15 protein-coding genes are annotated in these 21,978 nt (G+C 72.8%); 4 read left to right on the top strand and 11 right to left on the bottom strand.

Annotated features, from left to right (window positions below; genetic code table 11):
* Window positions 1-1,487: 1,487 nt before the first annotated feature.
* Window positions 1,488-2,486, top strand: coding sequence for an AAA family ATPase (locus C8046_RS11190; protein WP_328587593.1), 999 nt, complete (start codon window positions 1,488-1,490; stop codon window positions 2,484-2,486).
* Window positions 2,483-3,598 (top strand): ParB/RepB/Spo0J family partition protein, encoded by a 1,116-nt coding sequence (locus C8046_RS11185; RefSeq protein WP_109229503.1) that lies wholly within the window; start codon window positions 2,483-2,485, stop codon window positions 3,596-3,598. Before C8046_RS11190 ends, C8046_RS11185 begins: the two co-directional genes overlap by 4 nt.
* A 98-nt stretch (window positions 3,599-3,696) precedes the next feature.
* Here the strand turns inward: C8046_RS11185 and C8046_RS11180 are convergent, their stop codons facing one another.
* The 8 genes from C8046_RS11180 to C8046_RS11145 all read right to left on the bottom strand — a co-directional run bounded on the left by C8046_RS11180 (window position 3,697) and on the right by C8046_RS11145 (window position 15,778).
* A complete protein-coding gene (locus tag C8046_RS11180) occupies window positions 3,697-4,650 on the bottom strand; it encodes a D-alanine--D-alanine ligase family protein (RefSeq protein ID WP_109229502.1) in 954 nt (317 codons plus the stop codon).
* A gap of 5 nt (window positions 4,651-4,655) precedes the next feature.
* Window positions 4,656-5,954 (bottom strand): PLP-dependent aminotransferase family protein, encoded by a 1,299-nt coding sequence (locus tag C8046_RS11175; protein ID WP_235866294.1) that lies wholly within the window; start codon window positions 5,952-5,954, stop codon window positions 4,656-4,658.
* Between the two features lie 10 nt (window positions 5,955-5,964).
* Complete coding sequence (gene trxA, locus C8046_RS11170; protein WP_109229501.1) at window positions 5,965-6,294, bottom strand: thioredoxin; 330 nt, start codon at window positions 6,292-6,294, stop codon at window positions 5,965-5,967.
* 60 nt (window positions 6,295-6,354) lie between these two features.
* A complete protein-coding gene (locus C8046_RS11165) occupies window positions 6,355-7,845 on the bottom strand; it encodes a hypothetical protein (protein WP_109229500.1) in 1,491 nt (496 codons plus the stop codon).
* An 84-nt stretch (window positions 7,846-7,929) separates the two neighbouring features.
* Window positions 7,930-8,937: a thioredoxin-disulfide reductase gene (gene trxB / locus C8046_RS11160; RefSeq protein WP_109229499.1), complete on the bottom strand. Its 1,008-nt coding sequence runs from the start codon at window positions 8,935-8,937 to the stop codon at window positions 7,930-7,932.
* 45 nt (window positions 8,938-8,982) lie between these two features.
* Complete coding sequence (locus C8046_RS19775; RefSeq protein ID WP_268921368.1) at window positions 8,983-12,885, bottom strand: lipid II flippase MurJ; 3,903 nt, start codon at window positions 12,883-12,885, stop codon at window positions 8,983-8,985.
* Entirely contained in the window at window positions 12,885-15,257 is a 2,373-nt protein-coding gene (locus C8046_RS11150; protein WP_109229498.1) for a DUF6049 family protein, read from the bottom strand. Before C8046_RS11150 ends, C8046_RS19775 begins: the two co-directional genes overlap by 1 nt.
* Complete coding sequence (locus C8046_RS11145) at window positions 15,254-15,778, bottom strand: NUDIX hydrolase (RefSeq protein WP_109229497.1); 525 nt, start codon at window positions 15,776-15,778, stop codon at window positions 15,254-15,256. Before C8046_RS11145 ends, C8046_RS11150 begins: the two co-directional genes overlap by 4 nt.
* A gap of 41 nt (window positions 15,779-15,819) precedes the next feature.
* On the opposite strand from C8046_RS11145, the gene C8046_RS11140 reads away from it, so the two are divergent.
* Window positions 15,820-17,283 carry a CCA tRNA nucleotidyltransferase gene (locus C8046_RS11140; protein ID WP_109229496.1) on the top strand — a complete coding sequence of 488 codons (1,464 nt, stop codon included), beginning with the start codon at window positions 15,820-15,822 and terminating at the stop codon, window positions 17,281-17,283.
* A gap of 18 nt (window positions 17,284-17,301) precedes the next feature.
* Here the strand turns inward: C8046_RS11140 and C8046_RS11135 are convergent, their stop codons facing one another.
* Window positions 17,302-18,450 (bottom strand): winged helix DNA-binding domain-containing protein, encoded by a 1,149-nt coding sequence (locus C8046_RS11135; RefSeq protein WP_235866293.1) that lies wholly within the window; start codon window positions 18,448-18,450, stop codon window positions 17,302-17,304.
* Between the two features lie 61 nt (window positions 18,451-18,511).
* On the opposite strand from C8046_RS11135, the gene C8046_RS11130 reads away from it, so the two are divergent.
* On the top strand, window positions 18,512-19,804 hold the full coding sequence (locus C8046_RS11130; protein WP_109229495.1) for a CynX/NimT family MFS transporter: 1,293 nt from the start codon (window positions 18,512-18,514) through the stop codon (window positions 19,802-19,804).
* A 123-nt stretch (window positions 19,805-19,927) separates the two neighbouring features.
* On the opposite strand, the gene C8046_RS11125 is transcribed toward C8046_RS11130, so the two are convergent.
* Both C8046_RS11125 and C8046_RS11120 read right to left on the bottom strand, forming a co-directional pair.
* Complete coding sequence (locus C8046_RS11125; RefSeq protein WP_235866459.1) at window positions 19,928-20,968, bottom strand: inositol-3-phosphate synthase; 1,041 nt, start codon at window positions 20,966-20,968, stop codon at window positions 19,928-19,930.
* On the bottom strand, window positions 20,892-21,662 hold the full coding sequence (locus tag C8046_RS11120) for a PadR family transcriptional regulator (protein ID WP_235866292.1): 771 nt from the start codon (window positions 21,660-21,662) through the stop codon (window positions 20,892-20,894). The genes C8046_RS11125 and C8046_RS11120 overlap by 77 nt, the downstream gene beginning before the upstream one ends.
* Window positions 21,663-21,978 lie beyond the last annotated feature (316 nt).

Raw genomic sequence — 21,978 nt, 5'->3', positions numbered from 1 at the left:
GTACCACGACGGATCTGGGGCAGTCGTAAGACTCGGTCCACGCAAAGGCGAAGATCCGATGGCCTGGTGGTGCGCCACGGCCGTAGGTTGATACACCGCTACGCCCGCAACAATTGCTCTGGAGGCCCGACGTTTCACGTGGAACCAGACGCGGTAGGAATGCCCATAGTTGGGGCTAGCTGTCGGGAAGTGCGCACCGCTCTTTCGCCCTCGGACAGCGTCGCATCACGATGACGTGCTCCACCGGGACCGTCCCGAAGACGTCGCAACGCCCGCTATCGACGCCTGCCGCACCGTTTGCAGCGTGGACCACGGATACAACGGCTGGAGCTCGAGCGGCGGCAGGCGTTTCACGTGGAACAGTTCACGTACAACTGGAATCCGACCTTCTCCGTAGCGCCGCGAGATGTTGTGCAGCGACGGCAGTTGCCGTTCAGCACGCTCGAAGGATGAGGGATCTAGCGTGCTGCGCCGAGCGCTCGTCCGGCTTGCCTCACGCCCCCTAGGTGGGGGGGGGTCGCACCGGGGTGACGTGCTCGCCTTCGACGTGGCGGATCTCCGTTGCCTGGCGTGGGGCGTAATGTCAGTGCCCCGCTCCGTATCGGTTCGCTTGGGAGGTCATTGCCGAGCGTGATCGCCTGCCCTGGTCGCGCACCATCATGGCTACCTTTGTCGCCCTGTCGGCGGTCCGTCTAAGCCATGCCTGAACGGGCGCGTGTCCGCAGACAACCCGTCGCACTGACCGCTTGCTGCGAATCCGGTCGTCCCTGATCCCGGTTTCACGTGAAACGGCCCGAGGCCCCGATCCCGAACTCTATAGAACCGACGATTGGTACCGACCTTCCGAACCTGCGCCGCAAATGCAGCAACCGAACGGCTGGCGGGCACACCATCGGCACCCGATCCGGCGTCGCGCCGCAGCCCGATCCGATCGTCACTGTGCCAGGGGGTACGGCCACGCCAGCGAGCGCACCGCGCCGGCATGATGCCGTCCGCAGACGATGGCGGCCGTACGTCGTGTCCACGCGTCCCCCGTCAGCGATGATGTACGTCCCACAACGAGCCGAGTCACCGTCCGCCGGAGTACGCGCATTGCTAAGAGACTGATCGCGACCTCCGAGCTCGAATCGTGTCGACAGTCACGGTGCACGTTCCCGTTTCACGTGAAACACCTGGGTGGCCACTCGCCTCTGCTCGCGAGACCCGGGAGGTTCCGAGGTAGACCCAGCAGGAGCAACGAAACCCCCTTCGCTGGTGGCGAGCCCAGGCCACGACACGAGAGGACGGCCCAACTGTCATCCACAGTTTCTGGCAAGCTGTCCACAGTACGATCCGCTAGATTCTGCGGTTTTCGAATCGGCATCCACATCTGTATGCACCGGTCTGTGCAGACGCAACGCCGTCCACAGTTTCACGTGAAACACGGCCCCGACGGGCGTTCACCCCGTAGGCTAGGGCGACACCAAAACGAAGGGCTGGCGAACCACGTGACCGATGTACGACCTACCGGCGAGGACTCGCTCGACGACGCCGCGCGGCGGGCGGCGCTCCTGGAGTCCATCCCGGACGTCGGGATCGACACCCCCCTGGGCGCCCAGGTGGCGACCGACCAGCGACGGCACGCCGTGATCTCCGGTTCGACCTTCGAGACCCCGTCTCAGACCCGCGTCTTCACGGTGGCGAACCAGAAGGGCGGGGTCGGTAAGACGACAACGGCCGTGAACATCGCGGCCGCGATGACCCGGGCCGGCCTGACCGTGCTGGTGATCGACAACGACCCGCAGGGCAACGCCTCGACGGCCCTCGGCATCGAGCACGGGTCCGGAACGCCGTCGACGTACGACGTCCTCCTCGGCGACTCGTCGATGGCCGAGGTGGTTCAGACCTCGCCCTACAACGACAAGCTGCTCTGCGTCCCCTCCACGATCGACCTCTCTGGCGCCGAGATCGAGCTCGTGACCGTGGATTCACGTGAAACACGCCTCCGCGAGGCGCTGCGGTCCTACCTCGTGCATCGGACGGCCGAAGGGCTGGGGCGTATCGACTACGTCTTCATCGACTGCCCCCCGAGCCTCGGACTTCTCACGGTGAACGCCTTCAGCGCCGCGGCCGAGGTGCTCATCCCGATCCAGTGCGAGTACTACGCGCTCGAGGGCCTGAGCCAGCTTCTCAAGAACATCGAGCTCATCCGGGCGCACCTGAACCCGGCGCTCACGGTGTCGACCATCCTCCTCACCATGAGCGATGTCCGCACGAATCTCGCCCGGGAGGTCGCGGCCGAGGTGCGCGAGCACTTCGCGGAACAGACGCTCCGCACGGTGATCCCACGCTCGGTGCGCATCTCCGAGGCCCCGAGCTACGGCCAGTCGGTGATCCAGTACGACCCCTCGTCGTCCGGCGCCCTGGCCTACGCCGAAGCAGCCCGCGAGATCAGCCGGCGCCCCGGCCCCACGACCAGCACCACCAGCGAGGACGGCACAGCATGAGCGAGAAGCGACGGACAGGACTCGGCAAGGGACTGGGTGCTCTCATCCCCACGGCGCCGACAGCCTCGCGGCCGGTCGACGTCTTCTTCCCCGCCGGTCTCCCGACCACGTCCCACGACGACGCCTCGTCGATCGAGATCCGCAACGGCGTCGACTCGGAGACTCGGATCGCGGAGTCGCACGCGAGCCACACCGCCGCCTCTCAGGACTCGGACTCGAACGTCAGTACGAACGATCTCGTTCCTGTGAGCGGGGCCTACTTCGCCGAGATTCCCGTCGACGACGTCCACGCCAACGCCAACCAGCCCCGCCAGGTCTTCGACGAGGACGACCTCGCCGAGCTCGCGGCGTCGATCCGCGAGGTGGGCGTCCTCCAGCCGATCGTCGTCCGGCCGGTCGGCGACCGCTTCGAGATCGTCATGGGTGAGCGCCGGTGGCGCGCCACCCGTCTCGCCGGACTCGAGACCGTCCCGGCGATCGTCCGGGAGACGTCCGACACCGACCTCCTCCGGGACGCGCTGCTCGAGAACCTCCACCGCGCCCAGCTGAACCCGCTCGAGGAGGCGGCCGCCTACCAGCAGCTCCTCGAGGACTTCGGGTGCACGCACGAGGAGCTCGCCACTCGCATCGCGAGGTCACGTCCGCAGATCTCCAACATGCTTCGTCTGCTCCGCCTCCCGCCGGCCGTGCAGCGCCGCGTCGCCGCCGGGGTGCTGTCCGCCGGGCATGCCCGGGCCCTGCTGGGTCTCACCGAGCCGGCCGCGATGGAGCGCCTGGCGCACCGCATCGTCGCCGAGGGCCTGAGTGTCCGCGCCACCGAGGAGATCGTCGCCCTCGGCGACGACGACGACCCGCTGCGACCCGAGCTCCGCCGTCGTCCCCGCACCGGCGCGCACGCGGCCGAGCTGGACGACCTGAGCCGCCGTCTTTCCGACCGCTGGGACACGAAGGTGAAGATCGCCCTCGGTCAGCGCAAGGGACGCATCGCCATCGAGTTCGCCAACGTGGATGACCTCAACCGCATCATCGAGGCTCTGGCTCCGCAGGAGGCGACGCCGCTCGCCGGGGCAGCCGGGGCCGGCGCGGCCGCGACCACAGCCACCCCCGGGTAGCCCGGCCCGTCGGCGGGCCCTCAGCGACCCGTCAGCGTGGCTCTCGTGATGTCACCGCCGCCGGGAGGCCCGAACCCTGCGGTACCGAGGCGTCGCCCTCAGGCGTGCGCGGCGGCGCGGGCGACCTGCAGGTACAGCTCCGGCAGGCCGAGGCCGTCCGCCTCGGCGGCGAGCGGGAACAGCGACGTCTCGGTCATCCCGGGGGCGCTGTTGACCTCGAGGAACCACGGCACGCCGTCGGCGTCGACGATCATGTCGGTCCGCGACAGCCCGCGCAGGCCGAGCACCCGGTGGGCCGTCTCCGCCGTCGTCCGCGCGGCCTCGAGCGCCTCGGCGCCGAGCCGTGCCGGCACGAAGAACTCGGTGCGGCCGGCGTTGTAGCGCGCGTCGTAGTCGTACAGCCCGTCGTCGACCACGATCTCCACGGGCGGCAGAGCGCGCGGACCCTCGCCGAGGTCAACCACGGACACACCGAGCTCGACGCCGGTCACGGCCTGCTCGATCAGCGCGACATCGCCGTAGGAGAAGCACGAGACCATCGCGCGGGGCAGCTGCTCCGCCGTCGTCACGAGGGAGACGCCGAGCGCCGAGCCGCCCTTGGACGGCTTCACCACGAGCGGTAGCCCCAGGCGGTCGACGACACGGTCCAGCACGGCTCGTGCCCCCACCTCGCGGAAGATCGACTCCGGCAGCGTCACGGACGCGGGCGTGGCGACGCCGGCACGCGCCAGAATCGTCTTGCTCACTGGCTTGCTCCACGAGATCCGTGAGCCGGCCGCGCCGGTACCCACGGCCGGCACGCCGAGCAGCTCGAGAAGGTCGCGGATGGAGCCGTCCTCGCCCGTCGACCCGTGCAGCAGCGGCCACACGACGTCGGGACGGTGGGCGTCGATCGTGGCCAGGAGATCGGCGTCGACGTCGTGCACGGTCGCCGTCGCGCCGGCGTCCTCGAGCGCCTCGGCGACCCGACGCCCGGACCGCAGCGACACGTCGCGCTCGTGAGAGAGCCCGCCGGCGAGGACGAGCACCTCGAGCGGCTGCCCGGGATCCACGGCACTCACAGCGTGCCCGGACCGGGCTGCTCGACGCCGCCGGCGCGCGACGGCGCGGTGCCGAACATCGCGACGAGGTCGGACTCCGCGTTCACGACGCCCGCGAGGCGACGCACGCCCTCGACGATGCGCTCCGGCGTCGGGTAGCAGTAGGACAGCCGCAGGTGGCCGGCGCCCGAGCCGTCGGCGTAGAACGCTGTCCCGGGCACGTAGGCGACCAGCGACGTGACGGCGCGCGGCAGCATCTCCCGGGCGTCCAGACCCTCGGGGAGCTTCAGCCACACGTAGAAGCCGCCCTCCGGCGTCGTCCACGAGGCCGCGGGCAGGTGCTCGTGCAGCGCCCCGACCATCGCGTCGCGACGCTCGGCGTACATCCGCCGGTACTCCTTGACCTGGCCGCGCCAGTCGAACTGCGACAGGTACGTCGAGACGGCGAGCTGGCCGGCGTTGGAGGGGCACAGGATCGCCGACTCGCTGGCGAGCACCAGCTTCTCGCGCACCGCGTGCGGCGCGAGCGCCCACCCGATGCGGTAGCCGGGCGCGAAGGTCTTGGAGAACGAGCCGAGGTAGACGACGTCGTCGGGCGCCATCGAGGCCAGGGCGGGCAGCGGCTCGCCGTCGAACCCGAGCAGGCCGTACGGGTTGTCCTCGAGGATGAGGACGCCGTGCTTGCGCGCCACCTCGATGACGCGCGGTCGACGCTCGAGCGACAGCGTGACGCCGCCCGGGTTGTGGAAGTTCGGCACCGTGTAGAGGAACTTCGCGCGGCGGCCGCGGGCCGCGAGGGCGGTGAGGACCTCGTCGAGCGCCTCCGGGATCAGCCCGTGCGCGTCCATCGGGGTGTGGACGACCTCGGCCTCGTACGCGCGGAAGACGCCGAGCGCCCCCACGTAGCTCGGAGCCTCGGCCACGACGACGTCGCCGGGGTCGAGGAAGATCCGCGCGACCAGGTCCAGGGCCTGCTGGGAGCCGGTGGTGACGACGACGTCGTCCGGGTGGGCGTTGACGTGCTCGAGGGCCATCACGTCGGTGATCTGCTCGCGCAGCACCGGGTCGCCCTGGCCCGAGCCGTACTGCAGGGCGCGCGAGCCGTCGCGGCGCAGGAGATCGGCGACGGCGTCGGCGATCGAGTCCATCGGGAGGTCGGCGATGTTCGGCATGCCGCCGGCGAGCGAGACGACCTCGGGCCGGTTCGCGACGGCGAAGAGGGCGCGGATCTCCGACGCCTTCATGCCGTGCGTGCGCTGGGAGTACGACCCGTACCAGGGGTCGAGGCGGGTGCCCACCTGCGGCTGAGCGCTCACGTCACGCCCCTCAGGCGGCGACGTGGGAGGTCAGGGCCTCTCGGATGGCTGCCTTGGGACGGGCGCCGATGAGCTGGGTGACGACCTGGCCGTCGGCCACGATCATCAGCGTGGGCAGCGACGTGATCCCGAACCGCTGCACGGTCAGCGGGTTCTCGTCGGCGTCCAGCTTGACCACGCGGACGCGGCCCTCCAGCTCGGTGGCGAGCTCGGCCAGGACCGGCTCGACCTGGGTGCACGGACGGCACCACGAGGCCCAGAAGTCCACGAGGACGACGCCGGGGGCGTCGAGGACCTCGGAGGCGAACGTCTCGTCGGTCACGTCGTTGATGGTGGTCACCAGTTCACTCCATCGCTGCGGGTTCGCGAAGTTCCCAGCGTACGCCCGCGATCCGGGTGCTCACGACGGCGCGCCCGAGCCCGTCACCCGCAGCCGGACCGTCCGGTGCTGCTCGTCGCCGTCCTGGGCGACGTACTGCAGCCAGAACGTGTCGCCGACCGCGAGCACGCCACCGACCTGCGCGGCGGTCGAGTCGGTGACGACCTCGTCGCCGTCGTCGTCGAAGGCGTCGAGGATCGAGGGGTGGGCGAAGCGGTAGGCGGGGACGTCGCTCGCCCCCGAGAGCACGGCGGCGACGGGGTCCACCCCGAGCACCGTCGTCACCTCGCGCCTGACGGTCTCGAGGTCGGCGTCGGCAGCCACGCGGACCGTTCCCGCCTCCTCGACGGCGATCTCGAGCCACGTGCCGGCCGGGAGGGTCGAGACGATCTCGACCGGGGCGAGCGTCCTCACCCCCGTCTCGTGGTCATCGCCGGTGCCGAACAGGTCGCCGAGGGCCTGGGCCACGGCGTGTCGCAGCGCCGTCGGGACCGCGAGGGTCTCGCCTCCGCGCGGCAGCGTCAGGGGCTGGAGGAGCCCGGACCACGTCAGCGCGTCGAGCGCCGAGGCGACGTGCACGACGGTCGGCTCGACCAGGTCCCCCCGCTCGCCGAGCAGCGCCGTGGCCAGGTCCGTGACCGGCTCGAGGAGCGACTCCTCCTCGTCGTCGGGGTCGTCAGGGACGGCCTCGAGGAGCGTGGGGTCGCACGCGGTCACGAGGGCGACCGTGGTGAGGACCCACGCGGCATCGCCGATCTCGCGCGGGGCGTCGTCGGGCGGCTGGTGGATCACCGCCGCCTGCACGAGGCCCGCCACGAGGTTGCGGGCGAGGCGGTCCGACACCCGGGGCATGCGGCCGGCGTCCGCCACGGTGTCGCCCGCGCGGAGGAAACCGTCGTCGTCGGTCTCCAGGAGCCTGGACAGCTCCAGGGCCAGCAGCCAGACGTCAGCCGTCGCGGAGTCCTGCGGCAGCTGCGCGAGGGAGACGACGTGGTCCGCCGAGAGCGCCTCCCGCGAGACCACCGTCCGGCACGTGAGCTCCAGCGCCCGCACGACGGGCAGGACCAGGAGTGCCCGGGACACCTCGGCGGCGGCGGGCGAGGACGCGAGGACGGTGGCCAGGGTCGAGTCGACGATCCGGGCCACGGCACCGAGCGGGATCGGCCGCGTCGTGTAGCGCTGGACGAGGTCCCAGCACAGGTCGACGTTGCGCTCGCTGCGCCGCCACCCGAGGTCGCGACGGAGGAACAGCAGCCACTGCGCGAGCACCGTCACGGCGGCGTCGTAGTCCTCGTCGGAGACCGCCTCCTCGCCCGAGACGTCGCGCAGCACCCACCGCACGAGCTCCGGCGTCGGGTCGCGGAGGTCCGCCCCGGCGCGGTCCGATCGCGTCAGAAGATCGCGCAGCACCTCGGCGGCGCGCTCCGGCGCCACGGGAGGGGCGTCATCTGTCTCGGACTCCGTCGCCCGGAGGAACTCCTGGAAGCGGACGATCTGGTCGGCGTATCGCATCGGTCCCCCGGGGACGGGTGTCGGAGACGGCGAGACCGACCCACCGGGTCGGCGGGTCGGTCTCGTGGTGGTGCGGGTGCGGCGTCAGGCGGGCAGCGGGGCCGTCTCCTCGACGGCGACCGTGCCGACGCTGCCCTCGGGCGCCTCGGCTGCCTGGTCGAGAGCAGCGAGGTAGCGCTCGGCGTCGAGCGCGGCGGAGCACCCGGTGCCGGCAGCGGTGATCGCCTGGCGGTAGGTGTGGTCGACGGCGTCGCCCGCCGCGAACACACCCGGCAGGTTGGTGGCCGTCGTGGGGTGGTTGACCCGGATGTAGCCGGCGTCGTCGAGGTCGATCTGACCGGCGACGAGGTCAGTGCGCGGCAGGTGGCCGATCGCGACGAACACGCCCGTGGCGTCGAGCTCGCGCTCCTCGCCCGTGCGGGAGTCGCGCAGCGTCACGCCCGTGACCTTCTCGGCGCCGTGGATCGCGGCGACCTCGGAGAACCAGGCCATCTCGATCTTCGGGTCGGCGGCGGCGCGCGCCTGCATGATCTTCGAGGCCCGCAGCTCGTCGCGGCGCACGACCATCGTCACCTTCGAGGCGAAGCGTGTGAGGAACGTGGCCTCCTCGACGGCGGAGTCGCCGCCGCCGACGACGACGATGTGCTGGTCGCGGAAGAAGAACCCGTCGCACGTCGCGCACCAGGAGACGCCGCGACCCGACAGACGCTTCTCGTCGGGCAGCCCGAGCTCCTTGTAGGCGGAGCCGGTCGCGAGGATGACGGTGCGCGCACGCTCGACGTCACCCTCCGCCGTCGTGACGACCTTGACGTCACCCTCGAGGGTGACCTCGGTGACGTCGTCGTAGCGGATCTCGGCGCCGAACCGCTCGGCCTGGGCGCTCATGTTCTCCATGAGGTCGGGGCCCATGATGCCGTCGCGGAAGCCGGGGAAGTTCTCGACCTCGGTGGTGTTCATCAGCGCGCCACCGGCGGTGACGCTGCCGGCGATGATCAGCGGCTTGAGGTCGGCGCGGGCGGCGTAGACACCGGCCGTGTACCCGGCGGGGCCGGAGCCGATGATGATGACGTCGCGAACGTCTGCGGTGCTCATGTCCTGTGTCTCTCCTCCGGGGCGCCGCGGCGGCCGAGCGGGTGCTCAGCGCTGGGGCGGTCCCACGATCAGCAACGGGTTCGGCGGGGTGGTTGTTCCCGCCGGCAGGTCGGCGGGCGACGGCGGGGCCGCGACGTCGTCAGTGATGTCGGCGTCGGTGTCGGCGTCCGCGGCGTCGAGCGCGAGGACGACGCCGGCGGTCGAGTCGTCGAGCAGCGTCTGGGTCGACGTCGTGGACGGGCTCGGCGCCGGCTCGTCGCTTCCGCCGCGGGCCGCGTTGAAGAGCGAGGTCACGGCGAGGTAGCAGACCCAGACCACGCCGGCGAGGACGAGGACGAGGACGAACGGTGTCGCGGGGATGCGGCCGGGCGGGCGGCGGTCCGGGACCTCGTAGCGGTCGGCGTCACGGGCGGCGGAGACCGGTCGGTCGGCCGCAGGGCGGGCCTTCGGCTGCGCCGTGGGCTTCGGCTGCTTCGTCGGCTTCGGCGCCGGTCGGGGCGCGGGGGTCGGCTCGACGATGGAGGCCGGGGCCGGGGCGTCGGCCGGCTGGGCCGGGTGCACCGGTCGGAACTCGGGGCGCTCCAGACCCCGTACGGGCGTCGGCTCGGCGGCCTCCGCGGCCTCGGAGATCCGCGAGGTCACGGCGGCGCCGGCGGTGGTGGCCGGCAGCACGTGCGTGCCGGCAGCCACGTCGTCGTCGTGATGGTCGTCGTGATCGGCCGAGACGTCGGGTTCGCGCTCGCTGCCGGTCGCGGTCGTGCCGGCCGGGTCGTCCTCGCCCCTCGCGCCGACCCGAGACAGCAGGCCCGAGGTGAACGCGGCGATCGCGCCGTCACCCGCCCCGGAGCTGTGGCGGCTCGACGGCGGGGCCTCGGCGAGGGTGGCGGGGTCGCCGAGCGCCTCGGAGAAGGTGCTCGGCGCCGCCTCGAGGTTGCCCGTCGGGCGGACGGTCCAGCCGGACGTGTCGGGCGGGACGACGGGGACGTCGGGCTCGGGCTCTGCCTCGGCTCGACGGTCTCCCTCGGCGGCGTCGGTCCCTGGCGACCCACCCGCGGGGGCGGGCTCGATCGGCGCGGAGGACGCGGCGCTCGTGTGGCGCTCGGCGGGGATCACGGCGTCGAGACGACGGAACCAGTCGCGCACGGTGCGGCCGAGGCCGGACCCACCCGCGACCGCGGCACCGGTACCCGCACCTGCGGCTCCGGCGGCGACGGCGCCGTCCCCGGCCGCAGCCGGGCCGGACGACGGGACGGCGTCGGCGTCGATGGCCGCGAACGAGCCGGTGGACGGACCCTCGGCCAGCGTGGGCGCCCAGCCGGGAACGCCCGGGGCGCCGGTCGCGCCGGCCTCGGCGACGAGCTTGTTGCTCAGCGCCTCGACGATCTCCTCGTCGCTCGCGGGGTCCTCGGACCCGGCGACGTGGGTGGCCTCGGGGTCGAACGGGGCGGGGGTGGAGGTCGCGTCGTCGTCGGCGACGTGGGTCGCCTCGGGGTCGACGTCCTCGCCGAGCGTCGCGACCGCTGCGGTCGACGTCGGACCCGGCTGCCCGGCCGTCAGCGCGGACGCGGGGGGCACGGGGCGCCACGGCGCGAGCGCGACGACGAGGTTGGACGCGGTGCGCACGGTCTCGGGAACCGCGGCGAGCAGCTCGGCGCGAGCCGCGTCGTCGCCCTTCTCGCCGAGCATGGTGCGCAGCAGGTGGACGAGCGACTCGGCGTCGGCCCGGGCGGCCTCGCCGGCGCTGCGGCTGACGCCGCGTGCGGCGCCGTCGACCCCGAGCCCGGCGACGCGGACGGCACCGGCGGACGTGATCGTCACGGAGTCCGCCGTGAGCGCGCCGTGGTGGACGCCGCGGCGGCGCCCGGCCTCGAGCGCCCCGGCGACCTCGCCGGCGACGGAGCGGGCGACGTCGGGGGTCAGCGGACCGTGGGCCAGGACGTCGGTCAGCGGGGTGCCGCCGAGCGGCTCGAGCACGACGTAGCCGGTGCCCTCGTACTCGCCGACGCGCAGCACCTTGGGCAGGCGGGGGTCGGTGACGAGGGCGGCCCGGCGTGCGGCGTCGAGCATCTCGTCGGCGTGGTCGCCCGAGACGGAGAGGACCTCGACGTCCCGTTCGAGGATGGAGTCGTGACCGGTCCACCGGCGCACGCCGGTGGCCGTGGCGGTGATCTGCTCACCCACCAGGAATCGGTCGGCGAGGAGCATGCCGCCGGTGACTGAGTCGGTGGAAACCACCCGGTGCTCTCCCGTCGAAGTCGTCTCGCGCGGGGCCCCCCGTCGCGCTCCTGTCATGGTACGCAGACGCGCGGTCAACGGCCGCGCCAGCGACGCGACGCGCGAGGTGACGAAAGCGATCTCCGTGACGCCCAGGCGCTGCGCCAGCCACAGGTACAGCGCCCCCATGGCGCCACCGATCACGACGAGCTGGACGACGGAGACGACGAGCCCGCGGTCGGCGCCCCAGAGCCCGATCGCGAGGCCGCCGAGGAGCGCCATCGGGACGGCGGCGAGCGTGAGGCGCAGGTGCGTGAGCAGGATGCGCGACCCGTCGAGGCTCGGCAGGCGACGGCGCAGCCCGAGGAAGCCCACGAGCGCGCCGATGCCGTAGGACACGGAGATCCACACGCCCGCGGCGGGGACCCAGTTCGCCGGGTGCAGCCACAGCAGGCTGCTCAGCGTGCCGCCCGCCACGACCACGGCCATGGCGACCTGGATCCAGAACAGCGACCGGGCGTCCTCGTAGGCGTAGTACGCGCGCTGGACGGCGCTCCACATCGCGAGGGCGGGGATGCCCAGCGCGAGCGCCCAGATCGTGTTCCCGAGCGCGGCGTCCGCGTCGAGGCTCGCGCTGCCCACGGTGATCGCGCGGGCGACGGGGACGGAGAGCACGAGGAGCAGCACGGACGCCGGGACGGTGAACACCCCGACGGTGCGGATGCCCAGCGACAGGTCGTCGCGCACGCCCCCACCGTCCTTGGCGGCCGCCTTGGTGGACAGTCGCGTGAAGATCGCCGTCATCAGCGAGACCACCACCAGGGACTGCGGCAGCATGAAGATCATGAACGCCGTGGCGTAGACGAAGTTGCCGGGGATCGCGTCGGCGGTCATGCCCGGCGTCGTCGCGGCCACGTTCTCCGCGCTCGAGGCGACGCGCGAGACGGCGATGAGTCCGAGCTGCCCCGCGCCGAGCGCCGCGAAGGTCCACCCGGCCATGCGGCTCGCGCCGCCGAGGCCCTTCAGACCCCAGGCCGGCCGGTAGCGGAAGCCCGAGCGGTACAGCGGCACCACGAGCACGAGGGCCTGCGCCGCGACGCCGAGGGTCGCCATCCCGGCCAGCAGCATCACCCGATCGGCGCCGAACTCCGCCGCCGCCAGCTGCTCCGGCGGCATCGCGCCGAAGATCACGAGGTAGGCGACGAGCCCGATGATCGCGACGACGTTGTTGACCGTCGGCGCCCACATGTAGGGGCCGAAGACGCCGCGCGCGTTGAGCACCTGGCCGAGCAGCGTGTAGAGCCCGTAGAAGAAGACCTGCGGCACGCACCAGAACGCGAAGGCGTAGGCGACCGGGAGCCACTCGGGGCGCATGTCGCCGCCGTAGAGCTGCACCAGGAGGGTCGCGCCGAGGGTGAGGAGTGCGGTGATGACGAGCAGGCCGACACCCGCGACGGTGAGCAGGCGGTTGGTGTAGTCGCGCCCGCCGTCGGCCGCGCGTGCGGCCCGCACCAGCTGGGGCACGAGGATCGCGTTGATGACGCCGCCGGCGAGCAGCATGTAGATCGTGTTGGGCAGCGAGTTGGCCACCGTGAAGGCGGTGCTCGCCCCACCGACGCTCGCGATCGCGACGGCGAGGATCGCCGTCCGGACGAACCCGAGCCCCCGCGAGACGAACGTCCCCGAGAACATCACGGCCGCGGCGCCCGCCAGGCCTCGCTGCTTGGCGGCCATCAGGGGGTCTCCTCGGTCGGGGTCGGTGCGGGAACGTTGCCGTCGCTTCCGCGGCGACCGCGGCGGAACGTGCGGATGAGGCCGATGACCAGGAGGACGCCGAGGCCGGCGGCCACGATCCCCGTGCCGACCGTCTCCCACTCGGCCCGCACGCGCAGGTCGAAGCTCTTCACCGGTCCGAGCGCGGCGCCGTCGGGGCTCAGGACGTCGACGTCGACGCGCGTGAGCCCGTTCGCGACGGCGACCATCGGGACGCGCACGCTCGTGGACGCGCCCGGGTCGATCGTCACCGGGTCGACGTCGTCCACGCGCAGCGCGGGCTGGTCGGGCGTGATGCGGACGTCGACCGTGACGCGCTGGTCCAGCGTGTTGGTCAGCGTCAGGTTCACCGCGCCCTCCTCGGCGAACAGGTCTACGAGGCTGGCGGGGACCGACACCGTCACGGCGTCGCGGTAGGGCTGGAGGACGGCCTCGGCCGCGTCGGTGGCCGCGGCCGGGCTGGAGTCGTCGAGCCGCCACGCGCCGGAGAGCGCGGTGCGCAGGACGTCGTCGACACCGTCCAGCACCTCGGGCCGCTCGAGCGCGCTGCCGATCTCCATCGTCTCGGTGAGTCCGTCGACGACCAGGTCGGCACCACGGGCGAAGGCGGCGGACGTGACGTCGCCGGTGACGGGCAGGGTGGTGCGCTGTCCGGCCGACGGCGTGCTCGCGAACGCCTCGTCGAGCCCGGTCGGCGTGACCCACGGGGCCTCGAGAAGGCTCGTGACGCGCGAGCCGAGCGCGGCGGCCTTCCCGCCGTCGGGCGTCCCGATCGCCCCGACGGCGGTGCGGTCCGCCGTCACGAGGACGGTGCGGTCGGCCGTGACGTCGCGGGCGAGCACCGCGCTGAGCGCCAGCGCGTACTGCCGGCTGGCGAGGGTCTCGGACGACGTCGTGGCCCCGGGCGGTGCCTCGCCCGACACCGCCTCGGACAGGCGGGGGTCGCTCACCAGGGCGGGCACCGACGCGGCGCCGCTCGTCACGTCGGTGCGGGCCGACGGCGAGGCCGAGGCCGACGTCGACGTCGAGGCCCCCTCCGCGTCGTCGGGGTCCTCGACACCGTCGAGCACGACGGCGGAGTAGCCGGCGCCGGTCGCGAGCCTCAGCGCGTCCTGGCTCACGCCCGGGGCCGCGGGCCACGCCGTCGTCGTGGAGACCTGGAGGCCGACGGCGGCGAACAGCTCGTTGGCGGACTCGCGCGCCGCCGTCAGCAGGTCCCGGCCCGTCTCGCCCGTGCCCGCCAGGGCGGGGACGTCGGCGTCGGCGAACGGCAGCGCGAGGATGTCGCGGTCGCCCGCGGCCGCGACGAGGTCGCCGGTGAGGGTGGCCGGGTCGGTCGGGTCTGCCGGGTCGGCGGGCGCGTCGGGGTCGTCGGGGTCGGCGGGGTCGGTCGGGTCCTCGCCGGTGTCGGGCGCCGGATCCGGGGTGTCGGTCGGCGGGGTCGTCGGGTCGGTCGGGGCCGCCGTCGGGTCGGAGCCCGCCGTCGCCCCGCCGGAGAGCCCCAGGGGTGCGCCGAGCAGCGCGGGGTCGAGCGCCCACGAGACGGCGGGGCCGGTGGCCTCGACGAGGTCGCGGACGCGCTCCCCCGCGAGGTCGGAGACGGCGCGGCCCTGCGCGAGGGCGTCGGTCCACTCCTGCGCCGTCGGGGTGAGGGGCAGGAGCACCCCGACCTGGAGGTCGACCTCGGGAACGGCCTCGCCGGTCTCACCCTCGCCCGTCTCGCCGGGGTGGAAGACGCCCATCGTGCGGGCGGTGACGGTCGTGCCGCCCTGGCTGAGGGCGACCTCGAGGCCGCGCGGACCCCAGTTGTCGTAGCGGATCGGGAACCCGATCTCGCCGTCGACCGGGATCGAGAAGGAGAACGGCGCGGAGCCGCCGGCCGGCACCGTCACGGGGTACGGCCCCGTCAGGCCCGGCACGGTCCGGCCCCGGGGGCCGGTCGACGCGTCGAACCAGCGCTCCATCGCGACCGCCGTGCCCGGGACCGCCTGCTGCACCCGGATCTGGAGGGTCGGGTCCACGAAGTCCGCGTCGGTGGTGTTGGTGATCGTGCCCGTGAGCACCATCGTGTCGCCGAGCTGGGCGACGGCGGGCGTCATGTCGGTGAGCGTGAGGGTGACGGCGGGCTCGTCGGCGTCGGGGCTCGCGGTGGTGCTCGAGTCGTCGCTCGGCGACGTCGACGGGGTGGCGCTCGCGGACGGCCCTGCGGGCAGGGCCAGCGCGGCGGGCCCGAGCACGAGGGCGAGGGCCAGCCCGAAGGGCGCGACGGCGGAGGTGACGCTGTCCGGGAGGCCCCGGCGGCACCGGACGCCTCGGGCCCGGGAGGTGTTCACGAGCCCCCGACGAGCACGTCCCGTGCCATGGCGACGATGCGGCGCTCGTTCGGGTACGCGAGGCGGGAGGCCAGCTCGTCGAGCGCGACCCACGCGACCTCCTCGGCCTCGTGGTCGGGGTCGTTCTCGGTGGTGAGCTCACCCCCGAGCGCGGCCAGCAGGTAGTGGTGGACGACCTTGTGCACGCGGCGGTCGTGGCCGGCGAACCAGTAGTCGATGGTCGCGAGGTGGCGGACGACCTGGCTCACGATACCGGTCTCCTCGGCGACCTCGCGCACCGCGGCCTGCTCCGCCGTCTCCACACCCTCGAGGTGTCCCTTCGGCAGGCACCACTCGAGACGACCCGCGCGGTTGCGTCGCGCGATCACCGCGCAGAGGGCGACGCCGTCGACCACGTTGACCACCAGACCGCCCGCGGAGGTCTCGTCCACCACCGGAAGTCCGGCGCTCGCTCGCAGCGCCCGGACGGGCGGCGGTGCCGGCCGACCGGGCGCGCGGGGCGCCGGCGACGGTGAGGACATGCCCACCACCTTAGGTCAGCGGACGTGGGAACCTGGGGACCATGCAGGCTCCTCCGTCGACCGGCGCCACCCCGGCGTCGCTCATGCGCACCGCGTTGTCCGTGCTCGCCACCATCGCCTCCGAGACCGATCCGCTCGGGGAGATGTTCGCCTCGGCGGGCCACGAGCTGGCCCTCGTCGGCGGCCCCGTGCGGGACGCGTTCCTCGGCCGGCGCAGCGCCGACCTCGACTTCGCCACGAGCGCGACGCCGGACCAGACCGAGGCGATCCTCACCGCGTGGGGGGACGCGACCTGGGACGTGGGACGCGAGTTCGGGACGATCGCGGCACGACGCGGCGACGTCGTCGTCGAGATCACGACCTACCGCACCGAGGAGTACCGGCCGGGGTCGCGCAAGCCCGCCGTCGTCTTCGGGGACACGCTCGAGGGCGACCTGTCGCGACGCGACTTCCGCGTCAACGCGATGGCGGTCCGCCTGCCCGACCTGACCTTCGTCGACCCGTTCGACGGCCTGACCGACCTCGCCGACGGCGTGCTCAACACCCCCGCCTCGCCGCAGCAGTCCTTCGACGACGACCCCCTGCGCATCCTGCGCGCGGCCCGCTTCTCCGCCCAGCTCGGGCTCGACGTCGACCCCGGCGTGATGACGGCGATGACGGAGTACGCGCCGCGGCTGGAGATCGTCTCGGCCGAACGCGTGCAGGCCGAGCTGGTCAAGACGCTCCTCGCGGCGTCGCCCCGCCGCGGGATCGAGCTGCTGGTGGAGACCGGGGTGCTCGACGTCGTTCTGCCCGAGGTCCCCGCGATGCGGCTCGAGATCGACGAGCACCACCGCCACAAAGACGTCTACACGCACTCCCTCACGGTGCTGGACCAGGCGATCGCTCTGGAGACCGGGCCCGACGGCGCGGTCCCCGGCCCCGACCTCGTGCTGCGCCTCGCGGCGCTGCTGCACGACATCGGCAAGCCCGACACGCGGCGCAACGAGCCGGGCGGCCGGGTGTCCTTCCACCACCACGAGATCGTCGGTGCGAAGCTCGCCCGCAAGCGGCTCAAGGCGCTGAAGTTCGACAAGGCCACGACCGAGGCGGTGTGCGACCTCATCGCGCTGCACCTGCGCTTCCACGGCTACGGCGAGAGCGGGTGGACCGACTCCGCCGTGCGCCGCTACGTCACGGACGCCGGCCCGCTGCTCGAGCGGCTGCACCGCCTCACGCGCGCCGACTGCACCACGCGCAACCGCAAGAAGGCGGAGCGGCTGTCGCACGCCTACGACGACCTGGAGAACCGGATCGCCGCGCTGCGCGAGCAGGAGTCGCTCGCGGCGCTGCGTCCGGCGCTCGACGGCGCGGCCATCATGCGGATCCTCGACCTGACGCCGGGGCCGCAGGTGGGCACGGCGTACAAGTGGCTGATGGAGCTGCGGCTCGACGAGGGCGTGCTGAGCCCCGAGGACGCCGAGGCGCGGCTGCGCGCGTGGTGGGCGGAGCAGCCGGGCGATTGAGGCCGCAGGCCGGGCGGGTCAGTCGAACGTGACGCGACCGGCACGACCGCCGAGGAAGGTCGCCAGGGCGTGGCCCTCCTCGCGCACCGCCGCCCGCTCTCCCCGCGTGAGGCGGCGCAGCGGCGTCACCTCGACCGTCACCGGGTCCTCGGTCAGGCCGCCGAGCGGTGCCGTCCACGTCGCCGTGGCGCGTCCCGCGACCAGCACGTACCTGGCGCCACCCACGCTCAGCGGCTTGTGTTCGTCGTCGATGACGCGGCTGCGGTCGTGGTACCCGAGCACCGCGTTGTCGAACGCCGGCAGGAACCGCACGGGCAGATCGGCCGCCCGGTTCGGGAGCGAGGGGTCGAGCACCTCGCGGCCGCCGACGTCGAGCAGCACCCGACCCCGCTCGTCGCGGTAGCGCTGCACCCGGTCGCCGAGCGCCGCCACCGCCTCGGGGAAGCCGCTGGCTCCCGACCAGGCCCGCACGTCCGCCGTCGCCGCCGGCCCGTACGCGGCCAGGTAGCGCAGCACGACGCCGGAGCGCTCGGCGAGCGCGTCCGTCTCGCCGAGAGCGAGGGGCTCCTCACCCCACCAGGCCCCGTAGGTCGTGTACGCGGCCGGACCGCGCCGACCCCACGTACCGCGCGGCGGCACCTGAACCAGCGGCACGACGCCGATCGCCGCGTCCCCGAGGCTGCGCGGCGGGGCAGGGGCGAACGGCTCGGCGATCTCGCGCCCGAGGTCGGCGAGCTGCCGCGGAGCGGCGTCCAGAGGCGGTCGAGCGAGCCGCTCCAGCACGTCGAGGTCGACGGGGATCGTCACGCCGTCGGCGCCACGCACCTGGCGCACGATGTCGGCGGTCCGGCGCCGCAGCATCTCGTCGTGGATCGCGCGCAGCGCGAGCGCGTCGGCCCGCGTGTGCAGGTGCACCGTGCGGCGCATCGTGTGAGTGCGCGCGACGCGCCGCTCGTCCATCGCGGCAGTGAGATCCGCCGTCGCGAATCCGCCCAGCCGGGACCACAGCCCGACGAACGCCTCGTACGGCTCCTGCGCCTGCAGACCGAGCAGGTGGGTGGCGATGGTCTCGACGTCGCCGGTCGTCCTGGCGGCGAGGTGCTGGCGCTGCGCCGTCGCGGCTGTGAGGGTCTCGTCGTCGAGCAGCGGCAGATCGGCGTTGCGCACGTGGTCAGGGTACTGAGCGCGCCCCGCGGCACCGTTCGAATCGTTTCGATAGGGTGCGGCCATGACACGCACCCGGGCCCAGGCCGCCACGAGCCTGATCCCGTTCGTCCTGGTCTGCCTCCAGCTCCAGATCCCAACGGTCGCCCTCGGACCCGTGCTGCTGACCGTCCAGCAGGAGACCGGACTCGACGGCGTCGCGGCCGGCGCGCTCACGAGCATCCCGGTGCTGTGCTTCGCCATCCTCACGCCGGTCGCCTCGCGGATCGTCGGGGCGATCGGCGTGACGCGGGCGCTGACGGCGGCGTCGCTCGCTGTCGGGCTCGGCGTCGTCCTCCGCTCCCTGGGGCCGGTTCCCACCCTGTTCGCCGGGTCGGTGCTGCTGGGTTCCGCGGTCGCCGTCGTGAACATCGCGATCCCGACGCTCGTCACGCGTCGCTACCGCCACCGGGCGCTGCTCATGAACGGGATCCAGACCGCGTCGACCAACATCGGCTCGGCCCTGTCGGCCGCGGTCTCGGCGCCGCTCGTGGCGCTGCTCGGCTGGCAGCTCGGGCTGGCGATCTGGTCGGCGACGTCGTTCCTCGCCGCGGTCGTGTGGTGGGTCAGCACGCGCGGCGAGCGCGTGGCGGCCGCCGCGGCCGTCGTCGTGACGGCGGCCGAGGAGGTGGCCGGGGACGTGGTGCACGACGGCGTCGACGGCGTGGTGCGCGACGGCGTGGGTCGCGGCGGCCGCACGACCGCCTCCGGGCCCAGCGCGCTGCGGCTGCCGATCGCGTGGGTGCTCGGCCTCACGTTCGCGATGCACGGCATGTGCTACTTCGCGATGTCGTCCTGGCTGCCGACGCTGCTGCAGGAGCGCTCGGGCCTGACGGCCGACGCCGCGGGGGTGTGCGTCAGCGTCTTCATGGCGCTGGGCATCGCCGGCCCGCTGCTGCTGCCGGTGGCGATGCGGGTGCGCGGCGTCTCACTCGCGCTGCTGATGACGGTGCTGACCGCGGGCTGGCTGGTCTGCATGGTGCTGCTGCTCACGGCACCCGACCTGTGGCTCGCGGCGCTGCTGGTGGGCGGGCTCGCGCAAGGCGCGACGTTCACCATGATCGTCACGTTCGGCGTGCACGTGGCACGGGACGAGCACCACTCGCGCGGCATCCAGACCGTGCTGCAGACGGTCGGCTTCGCCGGCGCGGCGCTCGGCCCGGTGCTCATCGGCGGGGTGCGCGACACCACGGGGAGCTGGACGACGGCGCTCGCGGTGCTGGTCGGCGTCGCGACGGCGCTGGTGGCCCTCGGCCTGACGGCCTCCGCACTGCTGCGGGCGCACGACCGCGCGCTGCCCGTCGCCGAGCACGCGTGACACTGCTCGAACGGGCCTATACGGCACACTCACACGTTCTCGACGGAGGACTCCGACGACGAAAACGCGCTGGGCTGCTCTATCCGGCGGATAGAGCAGCCCAGCGCGTGGTCAGCGGGTGGGTCAGCGCTCGACGTCGCCGCGGATGAAGGCCTCGAGCTGCTCGCGGGCGTGCTGGTCCTCGAGCTGCTCCGGCGGGGACTTCATGAAGTACGCCGACGCGGAGGTGATCGGGCCACCCACGCCACGGTCCTTGGCGATCTTCGCCGCGCGGACGGCGTCGATGATCACGCCGGCCGAGTTGGGCGAGTCCCAGACCTCGAGCTTGTACTCCATGTTGATGGGGGCGTCGCCGAACGCGCGACCCTCCATGCGGACGTAGGCCCACTTGCGGTCGTCGAGCCACGCGACGTAGTCCGACGGGCCGATGTGGACGTTGCGGTCCTCGGTCTTGCCGGCGAAGGCGGCGTCGGTCAGGTTCGACGTGACGGCCTGCGTCTTGGAGATCTTCTTCGACTCGAGGCGCTCGCGCTCGAGCATGTTCTTGAAGTCCATGTTGCCGCCGACGTTCAGCTGGTACGTACGGTCCAGGACGACGCCGCGGTCCTCGAACAGGCGGGCCAGCACGCGGTGCGTGATGGTGGCGCCGACCTGCGACTTGATGTCGTCGCCGACGATCGGCACACCGGCGGCCGTGAACTTGTCGGCCCACTCGGGCGTGCCGGCGATGAAGACGGGCAGCGCGTTGACGAACGCCACCCCGGCGTCGATCGCGGCCTGCGCGTAGAACTTCGCGGCCTCCTCCGAGCCCACGGGGAGGTAGCAGACGAGCACGTCGGCGCCGGTCTCCTTGAGGACGGCGACGACGTCGACGGCCTCGTCGGCGGACTCCTCGATGGTCTCGCGGTAGTACTTGCCGAGGCCGTCCAGGGTCGGGCCCTTCTGGACCTGCACGCCGGTGGGCGGCACGTCGGCGATCTTGATCGTGTTGTTCTCGCTCGCGTTGATGGCGGCGGACAGGTCCTGACCGACCTTCTTGGCGTCGACGTCGAACGCCGCGACGAAGTCGAGGTCACCCACGTGGTACTCACCGAACTGCACGTGCATGAGGCCGGGCACCTTGGTGGTGGGGTCGGCGTCCTTGTAGTACTCGACGCCCTGCACGAGCGAGCTCGCGCAGTTGCCGACGCCCGCGATGGCAACGCGGATGGAACTCATGGGTACTCCTTCTTGGGGGGTGGACCGGCCTGAATGACTCATGCCGGCGGCTCCGCCTCGGCCGGGGCCGAGCGGTGGTCGTGGTGGGGGTGGCGGCTGCTCGCTCGGTGGCGATGAGGCCCTCGAGCCAGCCGATCTCCTTGTCGAGGATCTCCAGGCCGTGGCGCTGGAGCTCGGCGGTGTAGGCGTCGCGGCGCTCGCGGTTGCGGGCGGCGGCGAGGCGGGAGGCCTCGCGGCTCTCGAGCACGCGCGTGCGCCGACCCTCGAGGATGCGCAGGCGCGTCGTCGGGTCGGTGTCGGCGAACATCGAGAACCGGACGTCGAACACGTCGTCGTCCCAGGCGGCCGGGTCGGCCGCGGTGAGGGTCTCGGCCAGGTGCTCCTTGCCCGCCGCCGTCAGCTCGTAGCTCACGCGCGAGCGCTTGCTGGCGAGCGCGTGCGGCAGCGAGGCGGTGTGGGCGGTCGTGATCCACCCGCATCCCTCGAGCCCGCGCAGCCGGGGGTAGAGCGACCCGAAGGACAGCGAGCGGAACATGCCTAGCGTGGCCGAGAGCTGCTTGCGCAGCTCGTAGCCGTGCAGGGGTCCGCTCGCCAGCCGCCCGAGGATCGCGAGGTCGAGCACGTCGCTGCGCTTGCGCATGGCGGCTGTCTCCTCACGGATCGGGGGGTCGGGTCGATCGATGCATCGCGTGGAGCGAACGAATCGATGTATCGAATTGATACATCGCATGTGCGGTGAAGTCAACGACCGCGCATCGACGGGCGGCTCGTGGTGACCCGGCTCACACGGGGCGAGCGGCATCGTCGCGGGCGTTCGAAGGTCCTGGTGGACCGGCGCGGAGGAGATGTGCCGATGTCGTGAACCGGCTCGCGACGGCGGCGGTCGGCTCGGGGACGGTGGCCATACTGGACCGTCCGCAGTCCCGGGAGACGCCCTGTCCCAGGCGGGCACCGCA

The sequence above is a fragment of the Serinibacter arcticus genome (genome assembly GCF_003121705.1).
In the GTDB taxonomy this organism is placed as follows: Bacteria; Actinomycetota; Actinomycetes; order Actinomycetales; family Beutenbergiaceae; genus Litorihabitans.
Note: the sequence above shows the minus strand (reverse complement) of the source record. Positions and strands in the feature narration are given on the sequence as shown.

Bases quoted from the DNA above. Each gene is read 5' to 3' on its own strand.
- C8046_RS11165 (WP_109229500.1), bottom strand. From the start codon at position 7,845: ATGCGATACGCCGACCAGATCGTCCGCTTCCAGGAGTTCCTCCGGGCG.
- C8046_RS19775 (WP_268921368.1), bottom strand. From the start codon at position 12,885: ATGGCCGCCAAGCAGCGAGGCCTGGCGGGCGCCGCGGCCGTGATGTTC.
- C8046_RS11185 (WP_109229503.1), top strand. From the start codon at position 2,483: ATGAGCGAGAAGCGACGGACAGGACTCGGCAAGGGACTGGGTGCTCTC.
- C8046_RS11145 (WP_109229497.1), bottom strand. From the start codon at position 15,778: ATGTCCTCACCGTCGCCGGCGCCCCGCGCGCCCGGTCGGCCGGCACCG.
- C8046_RS11120 (WP_235866292.1), bottom strand. From the start codon at position 21,662: ATGCGCAAGCGCAGCGACGTGCTCGACCTCGCGATCCTCGGGCGGCTG.
- C8046_RS11130 (WP_109229495.1), top strand. From the start codon at position 18,512: ATGACACGCACCCGGGCCCAGGCCGCCACGAGCCTGATCCCGTTCGTC.
- C8046_RS11140 (WP_109229496.1), top strand. From the start codon at position 15,820: ATGCAGGCTCCTCCGTCGACCGGCGCCACCCCGGCGTCGCTCATGCGC.
- trxB (WP_109229499.1), bottom strand. From the start codon at position 8,937: ATGAGCACCGCAGACGTTCGCGACGTCATCATCATCGGCTCCGGCCCC.